The organism is Sorangium sp. So ce381, from assembly GCF_051473845.1.
In the GTDB taxonomy this organism is placed as follows: domain Bacteria; phylum Myxococcota_A; class Polyangia; order Polyangiales; family Polyangiaceae; genus Sorangium; species Sorangium atrum.
Map to the genome: position 1 here is coordinate 2912583 of NZ_CP150336.1, position 17816 is coordinate 2930398.

Sequence of the window (17816 nt, forward strand, 5' to 3'; positions counted from 1 at the left end):
CAGCGCGGCGTGCGACAAACGTGCCGCCTCGCCGCGCCGCGCGCTGCGTGCCGCGGCTGCGCGTGCGAGCGTGCGCTATGCGCGCGGGCGCGGGCAGGGCGCGGGCAGGGCGCGGGCAGGCAGGACGGCGCTTTGCTTACGTGAGGACTTACGTGAGGAGGCGCCGCCATGGGCTCGCGCGCCGCGCGGCGGCCCGGCGCGCGCCGAACCCGACCACGGCCGCCGCGCACAGCGCGAAGGCGCCGAGCGACCCGCGATGCAGGTCGAGCCAGAGCTCCGGGCTCGAGGGCTTCGAGCGCCGGTCGAACGGGCCGTGGGCGCCGAAGTCGCCCTGCACGGGCGCCCACAGGTCGTCGGGGCGATCGGGATCGGCGGGCTCGTCGGTCAGCTGCCGCGTGTACCCGACCCGGGCGAGCCATCGATCGAGCAGCCCGGGGATCACGCGGTTTCCCCAGATCGCCTTGACCGTCGGGAGGCCGACCATGACGTCGCGGCGGTCGTGGTGCGCGGCCCAGTAGAGCGCGTCGGCGGCCACCTCGGGCTGAAAGATCGGCGGGACGGGCTGTGGCTTGTAGGGGAGGCGCGACTTCGACCAGAGGAACTGCGGCGTGTTCATCGCGGGCAGGTGCACCATGCTCACGCGCACGCGGCTCTTGTCGTGGAACAGCTCGCTGCGCAGCGACTCGGTGAAGCCCACGATCGCGTGCTTGGACGCGCAGTAGGCCGACTGGAGCGGGATGCTCCGGTGGGCGAGCGCGGAGCTCGCCTGGACGATCGCCCCGTGATCGCGGGGGAGCATCCGCGAGAGCGCCGCGAGCGTCCCGTGCACATAGCCGAGGTAGTTGACCTTCATGACGCGCTCGTACTCCTCCGGTCGCGTCTCCTTCACCGGCGAGAAGACCGACGTCATCGCGACGTTGATCCAGGCGTCGATCGGGCCGAAGCGCTCCTCGACGGCCGCGGCCGCGGCCTCGACCTGCGCGAAATCGGCGACGTCGGTCGGCAGGACGAGCGCGCTCGCCCCGGCGTCCTCTGCCTCGCGCCGCGCCCCCTCGAGCCCGTCGAGCCCGCGCGCGACGAGGCCGATGCGCGCGCCTTCGCGCGCGAACCGCCTCACCGTGGCGCGCCCGACGCCCGCCGACGCCCCCGTGATCACCACGACCTCTGGCCGCCTGCCTCCGTCCATTCCCATCGTGCTCTCACCTCGCCCGCGGCGTCAGGCAACGTGAATGCCACCCGGCGAGTCAGCGACCGCGAGGGGAGCTCACGGCCCGCACAGCTGCGGGTTCGGCGCCGGCGGCGCCGGGTACGCGTCCGTCGCCGTCTTTGCGAACTGGCACGCGAGATCGTCCGGCTGGCACCCCGCCTGGGAGATGCACGCGCCGCTCTCGTCCGTCCCCTGGCACAGGCACTCCTCATCTCGGGGGTCGCAGATCTCGACGAGCTCCATCATCCCTTCGTCCTCGTGGTTCAGCTTGTGGCAGTGCAGCACGAACTGCCCCGTGAACCTCCGGGGGTTCATGATCACGTCGCGCGGCCCGTCTTCGGCCTGGACCCACATCGTGTCCCGCCAGTGGGCGAAGTTGGGCTCCTTGTTCGATTTGTTGGGGCACACGAGGAACGGGTTGATGTGGATATGGAACGGGTGCCCGTCGAACGCGCGGATCTCCCACCGCTCCGAGCTCCCGGCGGTCATGACGCGATCGCTCCGGTAGCCGCGGGCGCGCCGCTCGTCGAACTTGCGGCAGCTGATGTTCGGATCCGGGCAGATGCACACAGGGGCGTCCGGATCGACCTCGTGCGGGTGCTCTCCCGGGTCACACGACATGAGCGCCACATCGCTGCTGAGATCGGGCGGCTTGCTCCCCGGCGTGGGCACGAGGAGCACCACCTTCTGGTGCACGGTCTCGACCGAATCGCAGCTCACCTCCATCTGCTCGCCGTCGACCGTGCCCGTCCACGAGGTGGGCGGCGCGAGCGCGGCCACGTCCGCCTCCGCGGGCAGGTTCACCTCGGTGGGCTCGCCCGCGCTCGGGTCCACGTCCACGATCGCGATCACGCTCCCCAGGAGATCGTTCGGCCGGCGCCCGACGAGGCAGAGCGTCTGCTTGCCTTCAGGCATCTTCACCATCACGTCGGCGCGGTACCCGGGAGAGACCCACACCGTGTCGCTCCTGTAGAACTGCGGGAGCGTCAGCCCGTCGCGGGCGATCTGCGTCGTCTCGATGGGCGTTTTGTCGAAATCGGAGCACGAAGCGTCCTTCGCCACGTGGAGCTTCATCCCCATCTCGTCCGGGCTGCCCGCGTAGACCATGCGCCAGCGCTCCACCTGCCCGGGCGGCGTCGTGAGCCGCGGCCTGAGCTTGCCGTTGATCAGCGTGGCCCGGAGCGACTCGACAGCGAGGAAGTCGGTCACCGACAGGCTGTCCTCGGTGCACTCCTCTCCCTCCTTCAAGGGCACCGTGTTCTCGTGATCGATGGGCACCTGCGTCATGACCATCACCCGCTCTCTGGCCTTGGCGATGCCGGGCAGCTCGTCGAGCGCGCCCTCGATGAGGAGCGCCCCGGCGGCCCCATCCATGACCTGGATGGCCGTGGAGCCGTGGATGTGCGGGTGGTACCAGTCCGTGCCCTCGTGGTGGATCCCGTCCTCGTCCAGGTCCCAGCGGTACCGCGCGCTCTCGCCCGGCCCCACCTCGTGCAGCACGTGGTCGCCGAAATACCTCCCCTCGGGCGCGCAGCCGTCCCCCTCGCACGGGTCTGCGGGATCGTCCGTCGCGAAGTTGGGCTGCACGTGAAGGCCGTGGCCGTGCAAGTTCGTCAGGTTGAAGTCGTGGCACGACCTGTTGCCATGGCCCATCATGCTCGCGATCTCGCGGAAGTCGCTCTTCGTGAAGTCGTTATGCAGGTTCACGTGGACCTTGCGACCGTCGCCCTTCGGAATGCGGATCGTGGGGCCGCTCGTCATTCCGTTGTACGCGCGGAGACAGAACCGGCGCCCGTCGATCTCGACCTCGCTCGGGCCGAAACGCAGCTCGTACGCTCCATCCGCGCCCGGCTGGAGCTCGGGGGGGTCCTCGTACGTGGACGTCGTCTGCGGCGTCGTGCTCGTCGTGCTCGTCTCCTCGCCTCCGCCGCAGCCTGCGAGCGCCGCGAGGGAGAGGGCCAGCGCCGCGAGCGAGCCTGTGCGCCTGAGCGCGTGCGAATCGTCTCGTGCCATCGACTTGTCTCCTCCTTTCGCGACACTATCGAGCGGCGCCGCATGTGGATGGCCGAAGACGGTCACCCCTGGCTAGAATGCGGACAGTGGCAGGGTGTATGGACCTCGAAGAGCTTCGCGCCTTCCTCGCCGTGGTCGAGGCCGGCTCCTTCCTGGGCGCGGCCCGCGCGCTCGGCTCGTCGCGCACGACGCTCCGGCGTCAGGTCGCGTCGCTGGAGGCGCGCGCCGGCGTCCTCCTGCTCGAGAGCGTGCGGAGCGGCGTCGTGCCGACCGAGGCCGGGCAGGTGCTCGCCCGGAAGGGGCGCGGCATGGTGCAGGAGGCCGCCGCGCTCCTCGCCTCGATCCGGGAGGTGGGCGACGCGCCCTCGGGCACCCTGCGGGTCATCCTGCCCGTGGGGCTGCCGCCGCACATGATGACGCCGCTCTTCGCCGCCGTTCGCAGCGCGTATCCGAGGCTCCACGTCCACTGCCGCTTCAGCAACGATCCGCTGGGGGAGGCGCTCACGGACATCGACATCGCTGTCCACTTCGGCGAGGACGCGCCGAGCGGACACTGGATATCGCACGTCGTCCTGCGCGTCCGCGAGTGGCTCATCGCCAGCCGCGCGTACCTGGAGAAGCGCGGCACGCCACGGACGATCGACGATCTGAAGCACCATGAGCTGTTCGCGTGGCAGGCCCCGGGCGAGGACGCGCGCACCTGGCGGACATGGCGGGGCGCGCCCTTCACCGTTCAGCCGGCCCTCATCGCGACGGACATCCACTTCATCCGGCACTGCTGCATCTCCGGCCTGGGCATCGGCCTCGTCCCCGACGCGCTCGTGCCCGATCCCGACGTGGGGCCGGACGTGCTCGTGCCGGTGCTGCCCGACGTGGTGGGGCAGGAGCGGCCGGTGCGGCTCAGCGTCCCGGGGGCGCTGTCGGAGATACCGAAGATCAAGGTGTTCATCGGGCACGTGCGCGCGTCGCTCGGGAAGCTGTAAAAATTCCCATCTTCGATGGCGGCGGACTCTGCTGGATTTTTAATGTTCTCGATCGTCGAATTTCCCTGCCGACTTGCTATTGCCGCGCACTCTCGTTGATGCCGAAGCTCCTCTTATCGAGCATGCTTCTTGATGGCGAGGAGCCCTGCCCGGCGAAGCTGGCCATCATGGAGCGTGCTCGCTCCGCACGGGCAACGAGGGCGATGGCGTTCGGAGAGTGGCGGCGCCGTGCATTCCGGTCAGCTGCTCGAAATTCTCACCATGGACCCCTCCCAGCACATTCGCGTCGTCCGAAGATGCCGCTGATGCCCGATCGCAGCCCCTTCCGTTCAGCCATCGAAGATTTCCAGCTATCGTTGCTCGCACGCCCGACTCACGGCGGGGTAGGTCCACCCGAGGAGCGGAGCAGCGGCGCGGGGCCGGCCACAAAATAGGCGACGAGGAGACCTGATCTTGGCCGACAGTCTCCTCGTCGTGCTCCGGTTCCCGTGCCCAGGAATCGAAGCGGTCGCAGTGTCGTCCAGAGCGCCATCGACATCAAGCGCTGGCAGCAGCAAACGCCGACGGTCGTCGAAGCGCGACCTGCTCGGTGCCCAGCCTGCGGCGTCGCGAGCTGCCCCCTCGGCGGCGCCATTCGCCTCCAGGGCCACGGCAAGCGCGAGCGGCAGGTCTGGGGCCCGTCAGGGCCGGATCAGCCGCCCGAGATGCTCACGGTGACCGCCCGCCGCTATCGCTGCGTCTCGTGCGGCGCCGTGCTCCTCGTGGTTCCTCGCGGCGTGCTCGGCCGGCGCCTGTACAGCGCCTCCGCCATCGGCTTCGCCCTCGCGCTCTGGGGCCTTGTGCTCGCGACCGCGGCCGAGGTCCGGCGCCGCGTGGCCCCCGCGGGGATCGTCGGCGACAGCGCCGTCACCGGCTGGACCACGCTGCGCAGATGGGTGCGCGATGTCGCGCAACGACGCCTCTTTGCTGAAGCCCCCGACCCCGTTCCAGCCGCTTCGCTCCGCCAGCGCGCAGGCCGCGCCGCGGTAGCGCTTGTGGCGAGCGCGGACCCGACGACCCGGGCGCTGCCGATCGAGCACCGCGCCTTCTTCGGCGCCGCGCACGCGGCGTGACGGCATCTGCCCCTTCGGAGCCCGAATCGTAGCGCCCACCTGAGAGGATCGCTGCCGAAAACGTCGCCGATCCCGGACAAGGACCGCGCGCCGGCAAGGCGCAGAAAGGACCCCTTGCAATGGCCCTCGGCCCCACCGATCACGCCGAGACCGTGGCGATCTATCGCGCCACGGTCATCGGCCCTCTCATGCACCGCGTGCTCACCCACGGCCAGCTCGCCGCCGAGCTGCGCGCCCTGAGCGAGCAGCGGTTTCGACCGCCGGGCGCGCACAGCACGCGCACCTACGCCGTGCCCACGCTCGAGCGCTGGCTGTATGCGTATCGCTCCGCTGGCCTCGACGGGTTACGCCCGCAGCCACGCAGCGATCGCGGCTTCGCGCAGGAGCTGTCGGAGGAGCTGCGCAGTCTGCTGCTCGACATCCGGCGCGAGCACCCCGACGCCTCGGTGCCACTCATCCTCAAGACGCTCGTCGACGAGGGGCGGCTTGAGGCGGGCAAGGTCTCCGAGCCCACCGTGCGGCGATTGTATGCGGCGTACAGCCTTCGCCGCCGCGCCGCGCGCGCCGAGGGGGAGCCCAAGACGCGGCTGCGCTGGCAAGCCGAGCGTCCCGGCGCGCTCTGGCACGGCGACGTCTGCCACGTGACGGGCTGCACCGTCGGCGGCAAAGCGATGCCGATCCGCATCCATGGGCTGCTCGACGACGCCTCTCGCTACGTCATCGCCCTCGAGGCGCACACGACCGAGAAGGAGGTCGACATGCTCGGCATGACCGTCGACGCCCTGCGCCGCCACGGCAAGCCCGACGCGCTCTACCTCGATAACGGCTCCACCTACCGCGGCGACGTCCTCAAGACCGCGTGCGCGAGGCTCGGCATCACGCTGCTGCATGCAAAGCCCTATGACCCGCAGGCGCGCGGCAAGATGGAGCGTTTCTGGCGCACGCTGCGCGAAGGGTGTCTCAACTATATCGGCGCCATGGCGTCGCTGGTCGACATCAACACGACGCTCCGCTCCTTCCTCGACAGGCGCTATCACCCGGCGCCGCACGCGGGCCTGCTCGGCAAGACCCCGGCGAAGGTCTATGCTGCTCGCCCCGCCGCAGAGGGCGTCGTCGACGAAAAGGCACTGCGCGTCGCACTCACCGAGCGCACCCGGCGCCGCGTCTCAGGTGACAACATCATCTCCGTCGACGGCGTCGCCTGGCAGCTCGATCAAGGCTACCTCGCCGGCCAGATCGTCTCCGTCGCCCGGTGCTTCGTCGCGCCCGGCGAGCCGCCGTGGGTCGAGCACGAGGGCAAGCGCCTGGTACTGCATCCGGTCGATCCGCAGCGCAATGCGCGGCGCAAGCGGCTGCCGTGCGGCGGGCCTGCGGTGGACAAGCCGACACGCCCGGTGGACTTCAACCCCGCGCGGACGCTCGGCCTGTCCACGGGCTCTGGCGAGGACACGAGCGAGCGTGGAGGTGCAACGTGAGCGAGTCTTACGTCCGCTTCTTCACCCTCTCCGCCGCCCCCTTCTCCAAGGAGATCCAGGACGGCGACCTGTGGCTGCCGCCCTCCAAGGAGCAGCTCGTCGAGGAGGTGTGCGAGGCCGTGCACGAGCACGCCCAAGTGCTGCTGGTCGGCGAGCCCGGCGCCGGCAAGACGTGTGTGCTGCGGGCCGTGCGTCATCGGCTGCCTCAGGCAGGCTTCCGGCTGACCTACTGCCACAACGCTACGCTCGGCCGCCGCGACTTCTATCGCCAGCTCTGCCACGCCCTCGGCCTCAACCCCGCTGCGACCGCAGCGGCCGTCTTCTACGCTGTCAGCGCCCATATCGAGACTCTCGGCCGCGAGCGCATCCATCCGGTATTTCTGCTGGATGAGGCGCACCTGCTCCACCAAGACACGCTCGATCATCTACACATATTGTTAAATTATGAATGGGACAGCCGCGCCCTATTGTCGCTGATCCTGGTGGGACTCTCTGACCTTCAAGACCGGCTTGAGCTGCGCAAGAATCGCTCGCTGTACTCGCGCATCGAGCGGCGTCTCTCGATCGGCGCGATGGTCCCCGACGATACCGGCGAGTATGTCCGGCTACGGATGAGCCGTGCTGGCGCCGACCGCGACGTCTTCACCGCGGACGCTCTGACGCTGCTCCACGAGGCGGCTGGCTCCAGCCTGCGCGAGATCGACCGCATGGCCACCGCCGCGCTGCGCGAGGCGGCGCGACGGAAGAAGAAACTCGTCGAGCGTGACGTGATGGCGCGCATCGTCGGCGACCTGGGGACGGACGGCAGCTGACGCTGACCGACACGACGAGCGCCCCCTCGACGCCGGCGAAGGAACACCTCGCCGGCGTCGACGGCCACGAACGACGATGGCCATTGCGAGCCGCCCTGCGGTGCGCGTCCGAGCGATGGCCATCGTCGTCCTTGACCGCAACCGTGCACGCCCGCGATGGCCATCCAGCGGCCTGCTCGGCCGACCATCAGCCAGCGTGAGCGTCAACACTTGCGAGCCGGGCGAGGGTCCTCAGTCCTTGTTGTTCTTTTGACGGCGCTCATGTACAAAATTCCCACACCACGATTGTCCTACGTGTTTGCGCATTTTTGTGGTCAGATTGCGGCTCGCGGTGCTTGACGAGAGAGATTCGAAGAGCGCCAATCGGCTTTCGTTGATGTCGACCTCGAACTCGCAGAACATGACCAGGGTCCTCTGTTTGAATGGATCCAATATCTCGCGTACGCGTTTTCCGCAGTCGCTCGACTCAAAGTCGTACTGACATTTTAGTAGGGTGTCATCCTTGCTCATGGCCCAGAACGCGTTCTTTAATTCGACCCGCACACCCCCGTATTCGGTTGCTCTTTTTTTCGGTGCTGCGAGCCAGTAAGCGTCTTTCCAGGTCTGGTGTGCATCATATGCAGTCGGGCCGAGGGGCAAGATTCCCGTCTTCCAGCTGAGGCGCCCCACGAGGTCATCAAGCTGGACTATTCTCTTTGTGTACTCGGCGAGGCATGTCTGTGTAGATGTTGTTGCCGCCTCCGTACAATTGGTCCCGAGCGTTTCGAAGGCGGTCTGAAAGTCGCTCGCTAGCGCAAGGACTTCCTGAAGCTCTTCGGTGACTCTGGCGGCCGCCGCCTGCGTCGTCTCGCGGTCGCTCTCTGTGCGCTGATAATAGGCCACTGCCGTCCATGCCATGGCGGGGACTAAAAGCACGGCCGCGAGGCGGCGGGCGACGGCGTGCCATCGATAAGAGAACTGCACTGACTCGCACTCGGTGCATACGGCCGCTTCGAATGGGATGGGCTTTCTGCAGATGGAACAAGAGTGCATGTCTGTGCTTGTTGCTGTTGGTGTGTTCGTTGCGATTTTGTCCGACATGTTGGTGTTCTCGTGTGCTGCGATCTTGGTTGTTTGAATTGAGGCGATGGTCATGGAAGCATGCAAGGAGCTTGCGAGACGGATCCCGGATTACTCGCCGCTCGCGCGCAACGATCAACTGCCGCAGAACGCGGCGGAGCCCCGGCCGCCGTCGCCGACGCGCCGAGATCTGACGGGAGCCTCGGTCTTCGAAGCGGGCCGAGATCGTCACGGGGTAGCATCCCAGGACGCGGGTTGACGCCGCCCCCGCCTCCAGTCTCGTCGGACGGGCGCAAGAGCGACAAAGGACCATGCCTATGGCGATGGTCGGGCGCTTACTCATGGCACGTCTTCGTCCCACCCAGCGCCGCGTAGGGCAGCTCTGATCTGCTCGTACGCGCGGTGGGCGCGTTGCTTGACGACGTCACCCGTCGTGCCGAGCACGCTCGCCGCCTCGGCGACGCTGAGCCCCTCCTCCCTCAAGAGGACGTAGGCGCTCCGGGTCTTCTCGGACATCCGAGCGATCTCGCGATCGATCACCAGCGCCATGGCGCGCGTGCACGCGTCGTCCTCCGGCGAGCCGTCGCGGCTCGGCAAGGAGCGGAGCGTGGTGAGCCCGCTGTCGGGGCCGTGCAGGTCCTCTGGACGTCTCTGGCGGTGACGGGCGCGGTCCAGGTGCGCGGAGCGCGCGATCGCGAAGGCCCAGTGGAGAGCCGGCCCGCCGGGAATGTAGGAGGCGCGCGCGCGGTGGAGCCGGAGGAACGCGTCCTGGAAGAGATCGTCCGCGTCGCTGCGGCTCCGCGTGAGGCGCAGGCAGAAGCGGTGCAGCCGTGGGGCGAGGGTCCGGTAGAGCTCGTCGAAGGCCCGCGCCTCGCCCTCCGCGTAACGCTGCATGATGCCGTCGAGCGATGGGGCAGAGCAAACCGTCGATGGCTCGGTCGCGCGCGCGGCGCGGCGGTCGACAGAAGAGGCGCGGAGCCTGCCCTCGACGAGCCCTGTCTCGCCCATGGTCACGTCGGCGGCCATATGCCCTCCCGGCGGGTGTGCGTCGCCGCAGTGAGCCGGCGACATTCCGGATGCGGCGGCCCGCCGCCAGCGCGGGCGTTCGTCGGGCTTCCGGCGAGCGCCCGGCGCGCAGACGGCGGGGAGCGGCTACTCGCCGTCGTCCTTGCCTCCGGCGCCTTTGCCTCCGTCGCCGCCGCCGCCTGTGGTCGAGCCGCCCGCGCCTCCGGCGCTCGAGCTCGACGCTTGGGACGACGATGACGCTGCGCGGCTCGCGCCGCACTGCTGGCTCTCGCCGTTCCTGTTCAGGAACGTCGGCGTGCGCTCCTCGCAGATGCTGTTCGCGAACTCGATGGCCTGCCGCGCCGCCGGACGAGCTTCGTCCGCCGTTCGGAAGTAGCAGGCCTCCGCGTCGAAGTTGAGCCCGCGGCAGCCGCATTCGTTGTCGACCGAGTAGAAATCGTTGCTCACGCAGCAGGTGCAAAACGGCGTGTTCTGATATGCAGGGTCCTTGCAGACGTCCTTCAGGGTCGTCTCTATCTCGCTCTTGGCATCGTCGCAGCCGCTCGGCTGGTCGCACGCAGAGGTCGCGGCGGCGAGTCCGGCGAACGTGGCGAGGGCCGCCACGAGGCGCAGTGCGAAGCGTCTCATGAATGCTCCTTCGGCGCTACAGATTGAATGTTTTGCTGAGGTTGACGAGGCCGACTGCCAATCCCACGTAGGGGTGGAGCGACCTGTCGAGCGAGGTGGTCGCGGCGCCGCCCATGCCCATCAGGGTGAGGAGGCCGATGTCGCCGGTCCCGAGGGTGACGCCCAGGTACGCGCCGAACGCGGGAGAGATCGTGGCGTCGGCCTCGCAGGGGAGCCTCTTCTCGAAGTCGCCGTTCGCGACCCGGCAGCCGTTTCGCTCGCTCGCGGCCAGATCTTTGGAGACAAGCATCGAGAGGAGGCCGAGCTCGCCCGAGAGGCGCCCCTTCGTGTCCATCGGGAGACGGATCCCCGCCGCGGGGATCGCGGCCGATACGAGCGCGTGGCTCGTCTGCCCTGCGTGGTAGTCCCCCGCCGACACCGTAGTCAGCGAGCCGCTGGCCACGAAGACTCCGACGTACAAGCACGGGTGAAACCGGACGCCGCCTCCGCACACGGCATCGATTTTCGCGGTCACGGTTTTGTCTGTCGTCGACTTTGTCACCTCCGCGACGTTCTTTTTGCGGGCCTCCTCTTCGCTTTTTGCCGGCGTGGCGGCGAGGGTCTTCGCGTCCTTGTCGAGCTCGTCTGTCGTCTTCTTTGCTTCTTCGAGTCGCCCCGCCTCTGCCTGGAGTATGGCTTTCTCCGAGTTGTTGAGTATCTTCTGCGACAATGCTTCAATTGTGGGTGGCTGGGTCGGTGTTGCGATCGGGGGCTGCGCCGTGGAGGGCTGTGCCAAGGAGGGTCGCGCTGAAGCGAGCGCTGCCAGCGCGATGAACGCGGCGGCCCATCGAGGATGTCTGAGCATGTTTCACTCCGGGGTGTGGGCGAGTTCTTGTGGATTTCTGAGGGTGCCGTTCGGCGTCGAGCGGGAAACCGGCGTCGTGTTCGCTCTCTCGAACGAGAGCTCGTTCCTCGCGGAGCGCTGCCGCTCGGCTCTGCTCGACGCCATCCGACGCGGCCCGCCGTCGCTCAGCGGCGGGGTGCTCATCCTCTCGTAATGGCAAGGAGCGTGCCTCGTCGCTGGGGGCGAAATCGCCTCCCGGCGTCGGGCAGCGGCCGGGGGGCATTGCCCGGAGCCCTCTGCGCGGAACGTCACTGACACGTCAGCCGGGAGCTGACGTGTCGGCGGCACGGCAGGGGGCCGATCGCCGGGACGGCTGGCGCCGCGCCGACGTGTCATCGACGCGTCGGCCCGCAATCGACGCGTCGGCGACGGGCCGTTGCTCCGCCGCGGGGCGGTGCGCTCCGCCGTTGTGCCCTGCTCTCACGGTCTCCCGAGGCCGTCCGGCTACCCGCTGTTGCGGACGGGCGGCGAACCGCCCTACACTCCGCGGTTGGCTCGATGGCGCATCGCACGGCCCCTGATCCCGAGACCGATCCCGCGCGCACCGTCGCTGTCGCCGCGGCTGCGCTCGACACCTGGCGTGGATCGCAAGCCGTCGACGAAGGGCTCGTCCAGCCGGTCCTGGTCCCGGCGCTGACGATCGCCTACCACCCGCTGATCGAGCGTATCGGCGCCTACGCGGTGCTGCACGAGATCGCCGCGGGCGAGCCGGTGCTGCTCTCGCGCGTCAGCCCCGCGTTCTCCTCGCGGAGCCAGCCGGACGCCGAGCCGCTCGCTGACCGGAACCTGAGCCGCGGCCCGCTCCTCCTGACGGCGAACGGGAGCGGCGTGCGGCTCGATCGCGGCGACTGCCGCACGCACGTCGCGGTCGGGGGCGAGCCGCTGCGCGGCGCGATCGAGCTCTCCGCCCACGACCTCCAGCGCGGCGTCGTGCTGGAGCTCGCTGGCAGGGTCGTCCTCCTCTTGCACCTCACCCGGGCCGCGATCGCGACCGGCACCACGTTCGTCACCCTGGGCGACGATCCGGTGCGCGCCGATCTCCTCGGCGAGAGCGCCGCCATGCAGCGGCTGCGCCAGGACATCCGTCGCGTCTCCGATCTCGACGTCCCGGTGCTCATCCGCGGGGAGACCGGGACCGGGAAGGAGCTCGTCGCCCGCGCCATCCACGGCGCGAGCCTGCGCCGCGCCGGGCCCTTCGTCGCCGTGAACCTCGCCGCCATCCCCGGCACGCTCGCGGTCTCGGAGCTCTTCGGCGCCGACCGCGGCGCGTTCACCGGGGCCGTGCGGCGTCACGCCGGCTTCTTCGCGCAGGCGCACGGCGGGACGCTGTTCCTCGACGAGGTCGGTGAGGCGCCTCAGGAGATCCAGGTCGCGCTGCTCCGCGCGCTGGAGACAGGCGAGATCCAGCCGGTGGGGGCGCAGCGCCCGCAGAAGATCGACGCGCGCCTGCTCGCCGCCACGGACGCCGATCTCGACACGAAGATCACCGAGGGCAGCTTCCGCGCGCCGCTGCTCCACCGCCTGGCTGCCTACGATATCTGGGTGCCTGCCCTGCGCGAGCGCCGTGACGATATCGGACCTCTCCTGCTGCACTTCTGCGAGCAGGAGCTCGCACACCTCGGTGAGGCGCACCGCCTCCGCTCGGCTCCGGAGCAGGGGGAGCTCTGGCTCCCCGCCTCGCTGGTCGCCCGCCTGGTCAACTACGATTGGCCGGGGAACGTCCGGCAGCTCCGCAACGTCGCGCGGCAGCTCGTCATCGGCAATCGCGGCCGGAGCCGGGTCGAGTTCGTTCCCAGCGTCGCGAGGCTCCTGCACGGTATGCACGCGAGCCCGGCCGTCGGAGCCGCGTCCGGAACGAGCCCGCCGGCCGGGGCAGCCGCGTCCGGAACGGGCCCGCCGGCCGGGGTAGCCGCGTCCGGAACGAGCCCGCCGGCCGGGATAGCCGCGCCGGTCTCCAGCCCCCCGGAGGGCGATCCTGCTGCTCCGGCCCAGCCGAGGCTCGCCGCGGGAAGCAGCGCGCCCCCGGCGCCCGCGCCGCGCGACGCCTCGTCGCCGCTCGACGCAGCGCACCCCGAAGGGCGCCGCAAGCCGGCCGAGCTGAGCGAGGACGAGGTCTCGGAGGCCCTGCGCGCGAGCCGCTGGGACCTCGCCGCTGCAGCCAGCCTGCTCCGCATCTCGCGCGCGTCGCTGTACGCCGTCATCCAGGGCAACGCGCGCTTCCGCACGGCCGGGTCCCTGTCGGCCGAGGACATCTCCCGCGCCCACGCGACATGCTCCGGCGACGTGGACCGGATGGTGGAATGGCTCGAGGTCTCCGAGAGAGGTCTGCGGAGGCGCCTGCGCGAGCTCGGACTGGAAGAGCACCCCGCCCGTGGTCCCGGCGACGACACAAGGAAATCGAAATAACGGCGCCACGGCGCAAGGATCCTCGCCGGAGTCTCCCTTCGCGATTCCGATCACGAGTGAAATTTGTGACCATTATGCCCGTCGTGGCCGTTCGACCCCACCTCCAGGAATCGGGCCCGTGCCTCTCGCAGAGCGACCCATCCCGGCGATGACACCGGCAGAGCTGATTCACTATCTGGAGGAGTGCCGCGCGCTCGCAGCGGCGGAGATCCGGCGTATCATCCCGGCGGACCGGCGCTCCGGCGGGGCGCTGTACGAGCTGATGCTCGACTACCCCCTCCGGGAAGCCAAAGGGCTCAGGCCGGCGCTCTGCATCGCGACGTGCCGCGCGCTCGGCGGCAAGCTGGAGGCGGTCGTGCGCTCGGCCGCCGTGCTCGAGCTCTACCACAACGCCTTCCTCATTCACGACGACATCGAGGACGAGTCGCTGATGCGCCGCGGGGGGATGACGCTTCACCGCGCCCACGGCGTGCCCATCGCGGTGAACGTGGGCGACGCCATGCTGGCGCTCTCGCTCCAGCCGCTCCTCGACAACGTCGGCGTCATCGGGCTGGGCCCCTCGCTGCGCATCCTCCAGACGGTGGCGAGGATGACGCGCGAGTCGGTGGAGGGGCAGGCCCTCGAGCTCGATTGGGTGCGCCGGGAGGTCTGGGACCTCTCGGACGACGATTACATCCACATGGTGGAGCAGAAGACCTGCTGGTACAGCTTCATCACGCCCGTCGTGCTCGGCGCGATTGCGGCGCGCCTCGATCCCGAGCGCACCGAGCGGATCGCCGAGTTCGCGCGCAGGCTGGGCGTCGCGTTCCAGATCCAGGACGACGTCCTGAACCTGGCCGGCGACGTGGGCGAGTACGGCAAGGAGATCGGCGGCGACCTCTGGGAAGGCAAGCGGACGCTGATGCTGCTCCACATGATGCGCCACGCGACGCCGGAGGAGCGCGCCGAGGCGGCGCGGATCCTGTCGCTGGCCCGCCCGCGCGGCGTGGAGGGGGAGCCGGCGGTGCCTCCGGCGATCGACGCGACCCTCGCGCGGCTGGTCGATCGAGGAGAGCTGACCCCGACCGGGCGCGATCAGGTGCGCGCCGCGCTCGAAGAGGCGCACCGCGGGGGCGGCGCCGTGAAGACCACCGAGCAGGTACGCTTTCTGCAGGAGCTGATCGCTCGATACGACAGCATCGAGCACGCGCGGGCGGTGGCGCGCGCCTGGGTGGAAGAGGCCCAGCGCGCGCTCGACGCCTGCAAAGGATGGCTGCTGCCGTCTGCGCACCGCGATCTCCTGGAGGCTCTGGTCTCGTATGTGCTCGATCGCGTCAGGTGAGTGATGGAAGAGATCTTTCGGATGTTCGCGGAGGCCTATCGCGCCAGCGTGGCGCAGCCGTTCCTGGGATCGTCGCTCGCGGGAGCGCCGCCTCCAGGAGCGCCGTTTGCGGGAGGGCCGCTGCCGGGAGTACCGTTTGCGGGAGGGCCGCTGCCGGGAGTGCCGTTTGCGGGAGGGCCGCTTCCTGGAGCGCTATTTCCGGGAGTACCGCTTCCGGGAGCTCCCCGCGGCGCCACGCCGCCGGGGTCGTCGGGCGGTGAGTCTGCCGTGGGCCCCCAGGTGGCGCAGGACGCCGGCGCGCCGTCGCCGGGCGCCGCCGGCAGTCCATGGTGGGTCGCGCCCGCGCCGGGACTGCCACCTTTGCCCTCGATGTTCGATTGGATCCGCATCCAGGCGCTCATCTATGAAGAGATGCGACGCATCCAGGATCTCCTTATCGAGCGCCTCGTCGCGCCGGCCATGCGCGCCTCCGCGCGAGCGCCGGACAGCGCCGGAGGGGCCGCGCCGCCCGAGGGGGCCACGGCCGATCCGCGCGAGGGCGAGATCGTCGAGGTCTTGCGCCGGGCGCAGCTCCTCCTGCTCCGGCACCCGGTCGCGGCGCAGGCCGCCTTTTCTGCCCTCATCGCCGAGGGGAGGCGGTTCGCGGCGACCCCCGAGGGCGCCGCGTGGACGGCGGCGCTCGCGTCCTCGGATCTGCTCCGCCACGGCCGGCGCGTGTGGGACGCGGTGTCGCTCAACCTGCTGGAAGAAGATCCAGAGACCATCGTCCCCTCGGCGTACCTGGAAGCGCTGCTCCGCGCCGCGAAGTCCGCCGATCTCGACGGCCTGCTGAGCGCGCTGCGGGACGCACCAGGGGAGGGCGGCCGTGCCCCTGCTCGATAGCGTCCGCGACGAGTTCGCGAACCGCAATGTGCTCCTGCACCTGCTCCTGGGCGCCATCTCGGTGGGCCGCAGGCTCGACGCGTTCCTCCCCGGGACGCCGCCGCCGCCCGAGCCGCCCGCGGACGCGCGTGAGGCGCCGGCGGATGCGCGTGAGGCGCCGGCGGACGCGCGTGAGGCACCGGCGGATTCATCACCCGAGCCGCCCGCGGACGCGCGTGAGGCGCCCACGGACGCGCCCGAGCCGCCCACGGACGCGCCCGAGGCGCGCGGCTTGCCGCCATCGGACGGCGCCCAGCGTGTCACGTCGGCGCGCGACCGCCGCGGCGCTGGCGATCAGCTCCTCTACCTGGTGCTCGGCGCGATCTCCCTCCGTCGCGCGCTGATGGCCGAGATCGAGCCGCTGCGCGCCGCGCACGCCGAGGCCGCACGGCGCGACGCCGCGGGAGCGCAGGAGCCCGCGGTCCAGGCGGCGAAGCTGCGGGATCTGCTCCGGTGATCTCCGCGCCGCCCTTCCCCGCGCCGTCGCCGGAGATCACGGCCGCGCTGCCCGGGATCGACTACTTCCGGCGCTCGCCATCGCGGCTCACCGGCAGAGCGGATCACAAGGAGTGGCAGCACTTCCTTGTCCACACCGAGGCGGCTCACCTGCTCGTGAACTTCAACCTCATCGACGATCGCTGGGCCCGCGACGCGAGGCGCGCCGAGACAGGGCGGCTCATCGTGCTCGCGCGCGTCGGGGCCGGCTGGGACGGCGACATGGACCGCTTCGAGGAGGCCGAGGTCGACGTGATCCCTGGCGGCATGAGCGCGCGCTTCGGCCGCAACGCGATGGGCTTCGAGCGCGGGCGGTACCTGCTCTCGATCGCGCTGCGCGGCCGCCCGATCGCGGCCGAGCTCGAGCTCGTGCCGACGACCTTCCCCGCGCTCTCGTCGAATCAGCCGCTCTCGCGGGACCGGTATCTCTCATGGGCGTTCGTGCCCCGCCTCGTGGCGCGCGGCACCATCTCGGTCGGCGGCCGCGCCGAGCGCATCGAGGCCGCGCCCGCGTACCACGATCACAACTGGGGGCATTTCCTCTGGGGCGACGATTTCTCGTGGGAGTGGGGCTCGGCGCTGCCGTGGGACGCAGGCAACGAGTGGAGCCTCGTCCACGTGCGGATGGCGGACCGCGGCCGCTCGGTGGCGCGTTATCAGGGGCTGTTCCTCTGGCGGGGCGCGCACCCGTTCCGGATCTTCCGCGACGACGAGATGAGCGTGACGCACGACGGCTGCTTCGATCTCACGAGGCCGCTCAAGATCCCGCGCGTCATGGCGATGCTGTCGCCCGGCACGGCGAGCGACGTGCCGCGGCGGATGGAGGTGCGCGCGCGCGGCGACGGCGACGACCTGCGGGTGCGCTTCGAGTCGGAGGACGTCGCCCAGGTGGTGATGCCGAGCGAGCACGACCTGGAAGGGGTGATCACGCTCAACGAGGTGAGCGGGCGGGTCACCGTGGAGGGCCGCGTCCGCGGCGCGCGCGTCGAGATGGAGGGCCCCGGTGTCTTCGAGTTCATCCGCGACTAGGGGCTCCGTGGCGGCGCTGCTCGACGAGTCGTTCGCGACGCTCGCCAGGGAATTGCCGGAGGCGCACGCGCGGATGTGCGCGCGGCTCGCCGGGAGAACGGTGCGGATCGAGGTGGACGGGGAGATCTTCGCGGCGGTCTTCGAGGGCGCGGCGGCGCGCGTGCGGCGGCTGGGCACGGAGGAGGACGCGCCCGCCGACGCGTCGATCACGGCGAGCCGGCGGGCCATCCGGGACGTGCTCGAGGCGCGGCGGTCGCTAGCCGACGCGGTGCTCGCCGACGAGGTGGAGGCGGTGGCGCCGGTCGACAGCCTGGTGGAGGTCCTCTCCGGGCTATCGACGTACGTGCACGGCGCTGTGCGGTGTCCGTCGTTCCCGCGGCTACTGGAGCGGTTTCAGGCGCTGCTCGCGGGCGACGAAGAGGCGTGAGGTTCGGGGAGAGAGGAGGG

General features: G+C 70.1%; 17 protein-coding genes. 11 read left to right on the top strand and 6 right to left on the bottom strand.

The genetic code is table 11. From position 1 onward, the window contains the following. Positions 1-148: 148 nt before the first annotated feature. Complete coding sequence (locus WMF29_RS11140; protein WP_437331103.1) at positions 149-1186, bottom strand: SDR family oxidoreductase; 1038 nt, start codon at positions 1184-1186, stop codon at positions 149-151. A 78-nt stretch (positions 1187-1264) separates the two neighbouring features. Beyond that, positions 1265-3220 (bottom strand): multicopper oxidase family protein, encoded by a 1956-nt coding sequence (locus WMF29_RS11145; RefSeq protein WP_437328818.1) that lies wholly within the window; start codon positions 3218-3220, stop codon positions 1265-1267. Positions 3221-3318: 98 nt separating this feature from the next. Here WMF29_RS11145 and WMF29_RS11150 point away from each other — a divergent pair, with 98 nt between their 5' ends. The 4 genes from WMF29_RS11150 (at position 3319) to WMF29_RS11165 (ending at position 7602) form a co-directional block, all read left to right on the top strand. Next, a complete protein-coding gene (locus tag WMF29_RS11150) occupies positions 3319-4203 on the top strand; it encodes a LysR family transcriptional regulator (protein WP_437328819.1) in 885 nt (294 codons plus the stop codon). Positions 4204-4691: 488 nt separating this feature from the next. After that, positions 4692-5315: a hypothetical protein gene (locus tag WMF29_RS11155; protein WP_437325352.1), complete on the top strand. Its 624-nt coding sequence runs from the start codon at positions 4692-4694 to the stop codon at positions 5313-5315. A gap of 119 nt (positions 5316-5434) precedes the next feature. Then, positions 5435-6790, top strand: coding sequence for a DDE-type integrase/transposase/recombinase (locus WMF29_RS11160; protein ID WP_437328820.1), 1356 nt, complete (start codon positions 5435-5437; stop codon positions 6788-6790). Further along, positions 6787-7602: an ExeA family protein gene (locus WMF29_RS11165; RefSeq protein WP_012238190.1), complete on the top strand. Its 816-nt coding sequence runs from the start codon at positions 6787-6789 to the stop codon at positions 7600-7602. The genes WMF29_RS11160 and WMF29_RS11165 overlap by 4 nt, the downstream gene beginning before the upstream one ends. A gap of 231 nt (positions 7603-7833) precedes the next feature. Here WMF29_RS11165 and WMF29_RS11170 read toward each other — a convergent pair whose 3' ends face one another. From WMF29_RS11170 to WMF29_RS11185, 4 genes are all read right to left on the bottom strand, one after another. Beyond that, positions 7834-8736, bottom strand: coding sequence for a hypothetical protein (locus WMF29_RS11170; RefSeq protein ID WP_437328821.1), 903 nt, complete (start codon positions 8734-8736; stop codon positions 7834-7836). Between the two features lie 264 nt (positions 8737-9000). Further along, on the bottom strand, positions 9001-9687 hold the full coding sequence (locus WMF29_RS11175; RefSeq protein ID WP_437328822.1) for an RNA polymerase sigma factor: 687 nt from the start codon (positions 9685-9687) through the stop codon (positions 9001-9003). A 126-nt stretch (positions 9688-9813) separates the two neighbouring features. Beyond that, entirely contained in the window at positions 9814-10314 is a 501-nt protein-coding gene (locus WMF29_RS11180; RefSeq protein WP_437328823.1) for a hypothetical protein, read from the bottom strand. A 16-nt stretch (positions 10315-10330) separates the two neighbouring features. Continuing rightward, on the bottom strand, positions 10331-11023 hold the full coding sequence (locus tag WMF29_RS11185; RefSeq protein WP_437328824.1) for a hypothetical protein: 693 nt from the start codon (positions 11021-11023) through the stop codon (positions 10331-10333). A 178-nt stretch (positions 11024-11201) separates the two neighbouring features. Between WMF29_RS11185 and WMF29_RS11190 the strand changes: the two genes are divergently transcribed. The 7 genes from WMF29_RS11190 to WMF29_RS11220 all read left to right on the top strand — a co-directional run bounded on the left by WMF29_RS11190 (position 11202) and on the right by WMF29_RS11220 (position 17796). Beyond that, positions 11202-11351: a hypothetical protein gene (locus WMF29_RS11190; RefSeq protein WP_437328825.1), complete on the top strand. Its 150-nt coding sequence runs from the start codon at positions 11202-11204 to the stop codon at positions 11349-11351. A gap of 344 nt (positions 11352-11695) precedes the next feature. Further along, entirely contained in the window at positions 11696-13603 is a 1908-nt protein-coding gene (locus WMF29_RS11195) for a sigma 54-interacting transcriptional regulator (RefSeq protein WP_437328826.1), read from the top strand. Positions 13604-13751: 148 nt separating this feature from the next. Continuing rightward, positions 13752-14924 (top strand): polyprenyl synthetase family protein, encoded by a 1173-nt coding sequence (locus WMF29_RS11200; protein ID WP_437328827.1) that lies wholly within the window; start codon positions 13752-13754, stop codon positions 14922-14924. 369 nt (positions 14925-15293) lie between these two features. Further along, on the top strand, positions 15294-15806 hold the full coding sequence (locus WMF29_RS11205; RefSeq protein WP_437328828.1) for a hypothetical protein: 513 nt from the start codon (positions 15294-15296) through the stop codon (positions 15804-15806). Then, on the top strand, positions 15790-16302 hold the full coding sequence (locus WMF29_RS11210; protein ID WP_437328829.1) for a hypothetical protein: 513 nt from the start codon (positions 15790-15792) through the stop codon (positions 16300-16302). The genes WMF29_RS11205 and WMF29_RS11210 overlap by 17 nt, the downstream gene beginning before the upstream one ends. Continuing rightward, positions 16299-17369 (top strand): hypothetical protein, encoded by a 1071-nt coding sequence (locus WMF29_RS11215; RefSeq protein WP_437328830.1) that lies wholly within the window; start codon positions 16299-16301, stop codon positions 17367-17369. Before WMF29_RS11210 ends, WMF29_RS11215 begins: the two co-directional genes overlap by 4 nt. Before the next feature lie 7 nt (positions 17370-17376). Beyond that, positions 17377-17796, top strand: coding sequence for a sterol-binding-like protein (locus WMF29_RS11220; protein ID WP_437328831.1), 420 nt, complete (start codon positions 17377-17379; stop codon positions 17794-17796). Positions 17797-17816 lie beyond the last annotated feature (20 nt).

Bases quoted from the DNA above. Each gene is read 5' to 3' on its own strand.
- WMF29_RS11205 (WP_437328828.1), top strand. From the start codon at position 15,294: ATGTTCGATTGGATCCGCATCCAGGCGCTCATCTATGAAGAGATGCGA.
- WMF29_RS11145 (WP_437328818.1), bottom strand. From the start codon at position 3,220: ATGGCACGAGACGATTCGCACGCGCTCAGGCGCACAGGCTCGCTCGCG.
- WMF29_RS11160 (WP_437328820.1), top strand. From the start codon at position 5,435: ATGGCCCTCGGCCCCACCGATCACGCCGAGACCGTGGCGATCTATCGC.
- WMF29_RS11175 (WP_437328822.1), bottom strand. From the start codon at position 9,687: ATGGCCGCCGACGTGACCATGGGCGAGACAGGGCTCGTCGAGGGCAGG.
- WMF29_RS11170 (WP_437328821.1), bottom strand. From the start codon at position 8,736: ATGACCATCGCCTCAATTCAAACAACCAAGATCGCAGCACACGAGAAC.
- WMF29_RS11180 (WP_437328823.1), bottom strand. From the start codon at position 10,314: ATGAGACGCTTCGCACTGCGCCTCGTGGCGGCCCTCGCCACGTTCGCC.
- WMF29_RS11150 (WP_437328819.1), top strand. From the start codon at position 3,319: ATGGACCTCGAAGAGCTTCGCGCCTTCCTCGCCGTGGTCGAGGCCGGC.
- WMF29_RS11195 (WP_437328826.1), top strand. From the start codon at position 11,696: ATGGCGCATCGCACGGCCCCTGATCCCGAGACCGATCCCGCGCGCACC.
- WMF29_RS11200 (WP_437328827.1), top strand. From the start codon at position 13,752: ATGACACCGGCAGAGCTGATTCACTATCTGGAGGAGTGCCGCGCGCTC.
- WMF29_RS11140 (WP_437331103.1), bottom strand. From the start codon at position 1,186: ATGGACGGAGGCAGGCGGCCAGAGGTCGTGGTGATCACGGGGGCGTCG.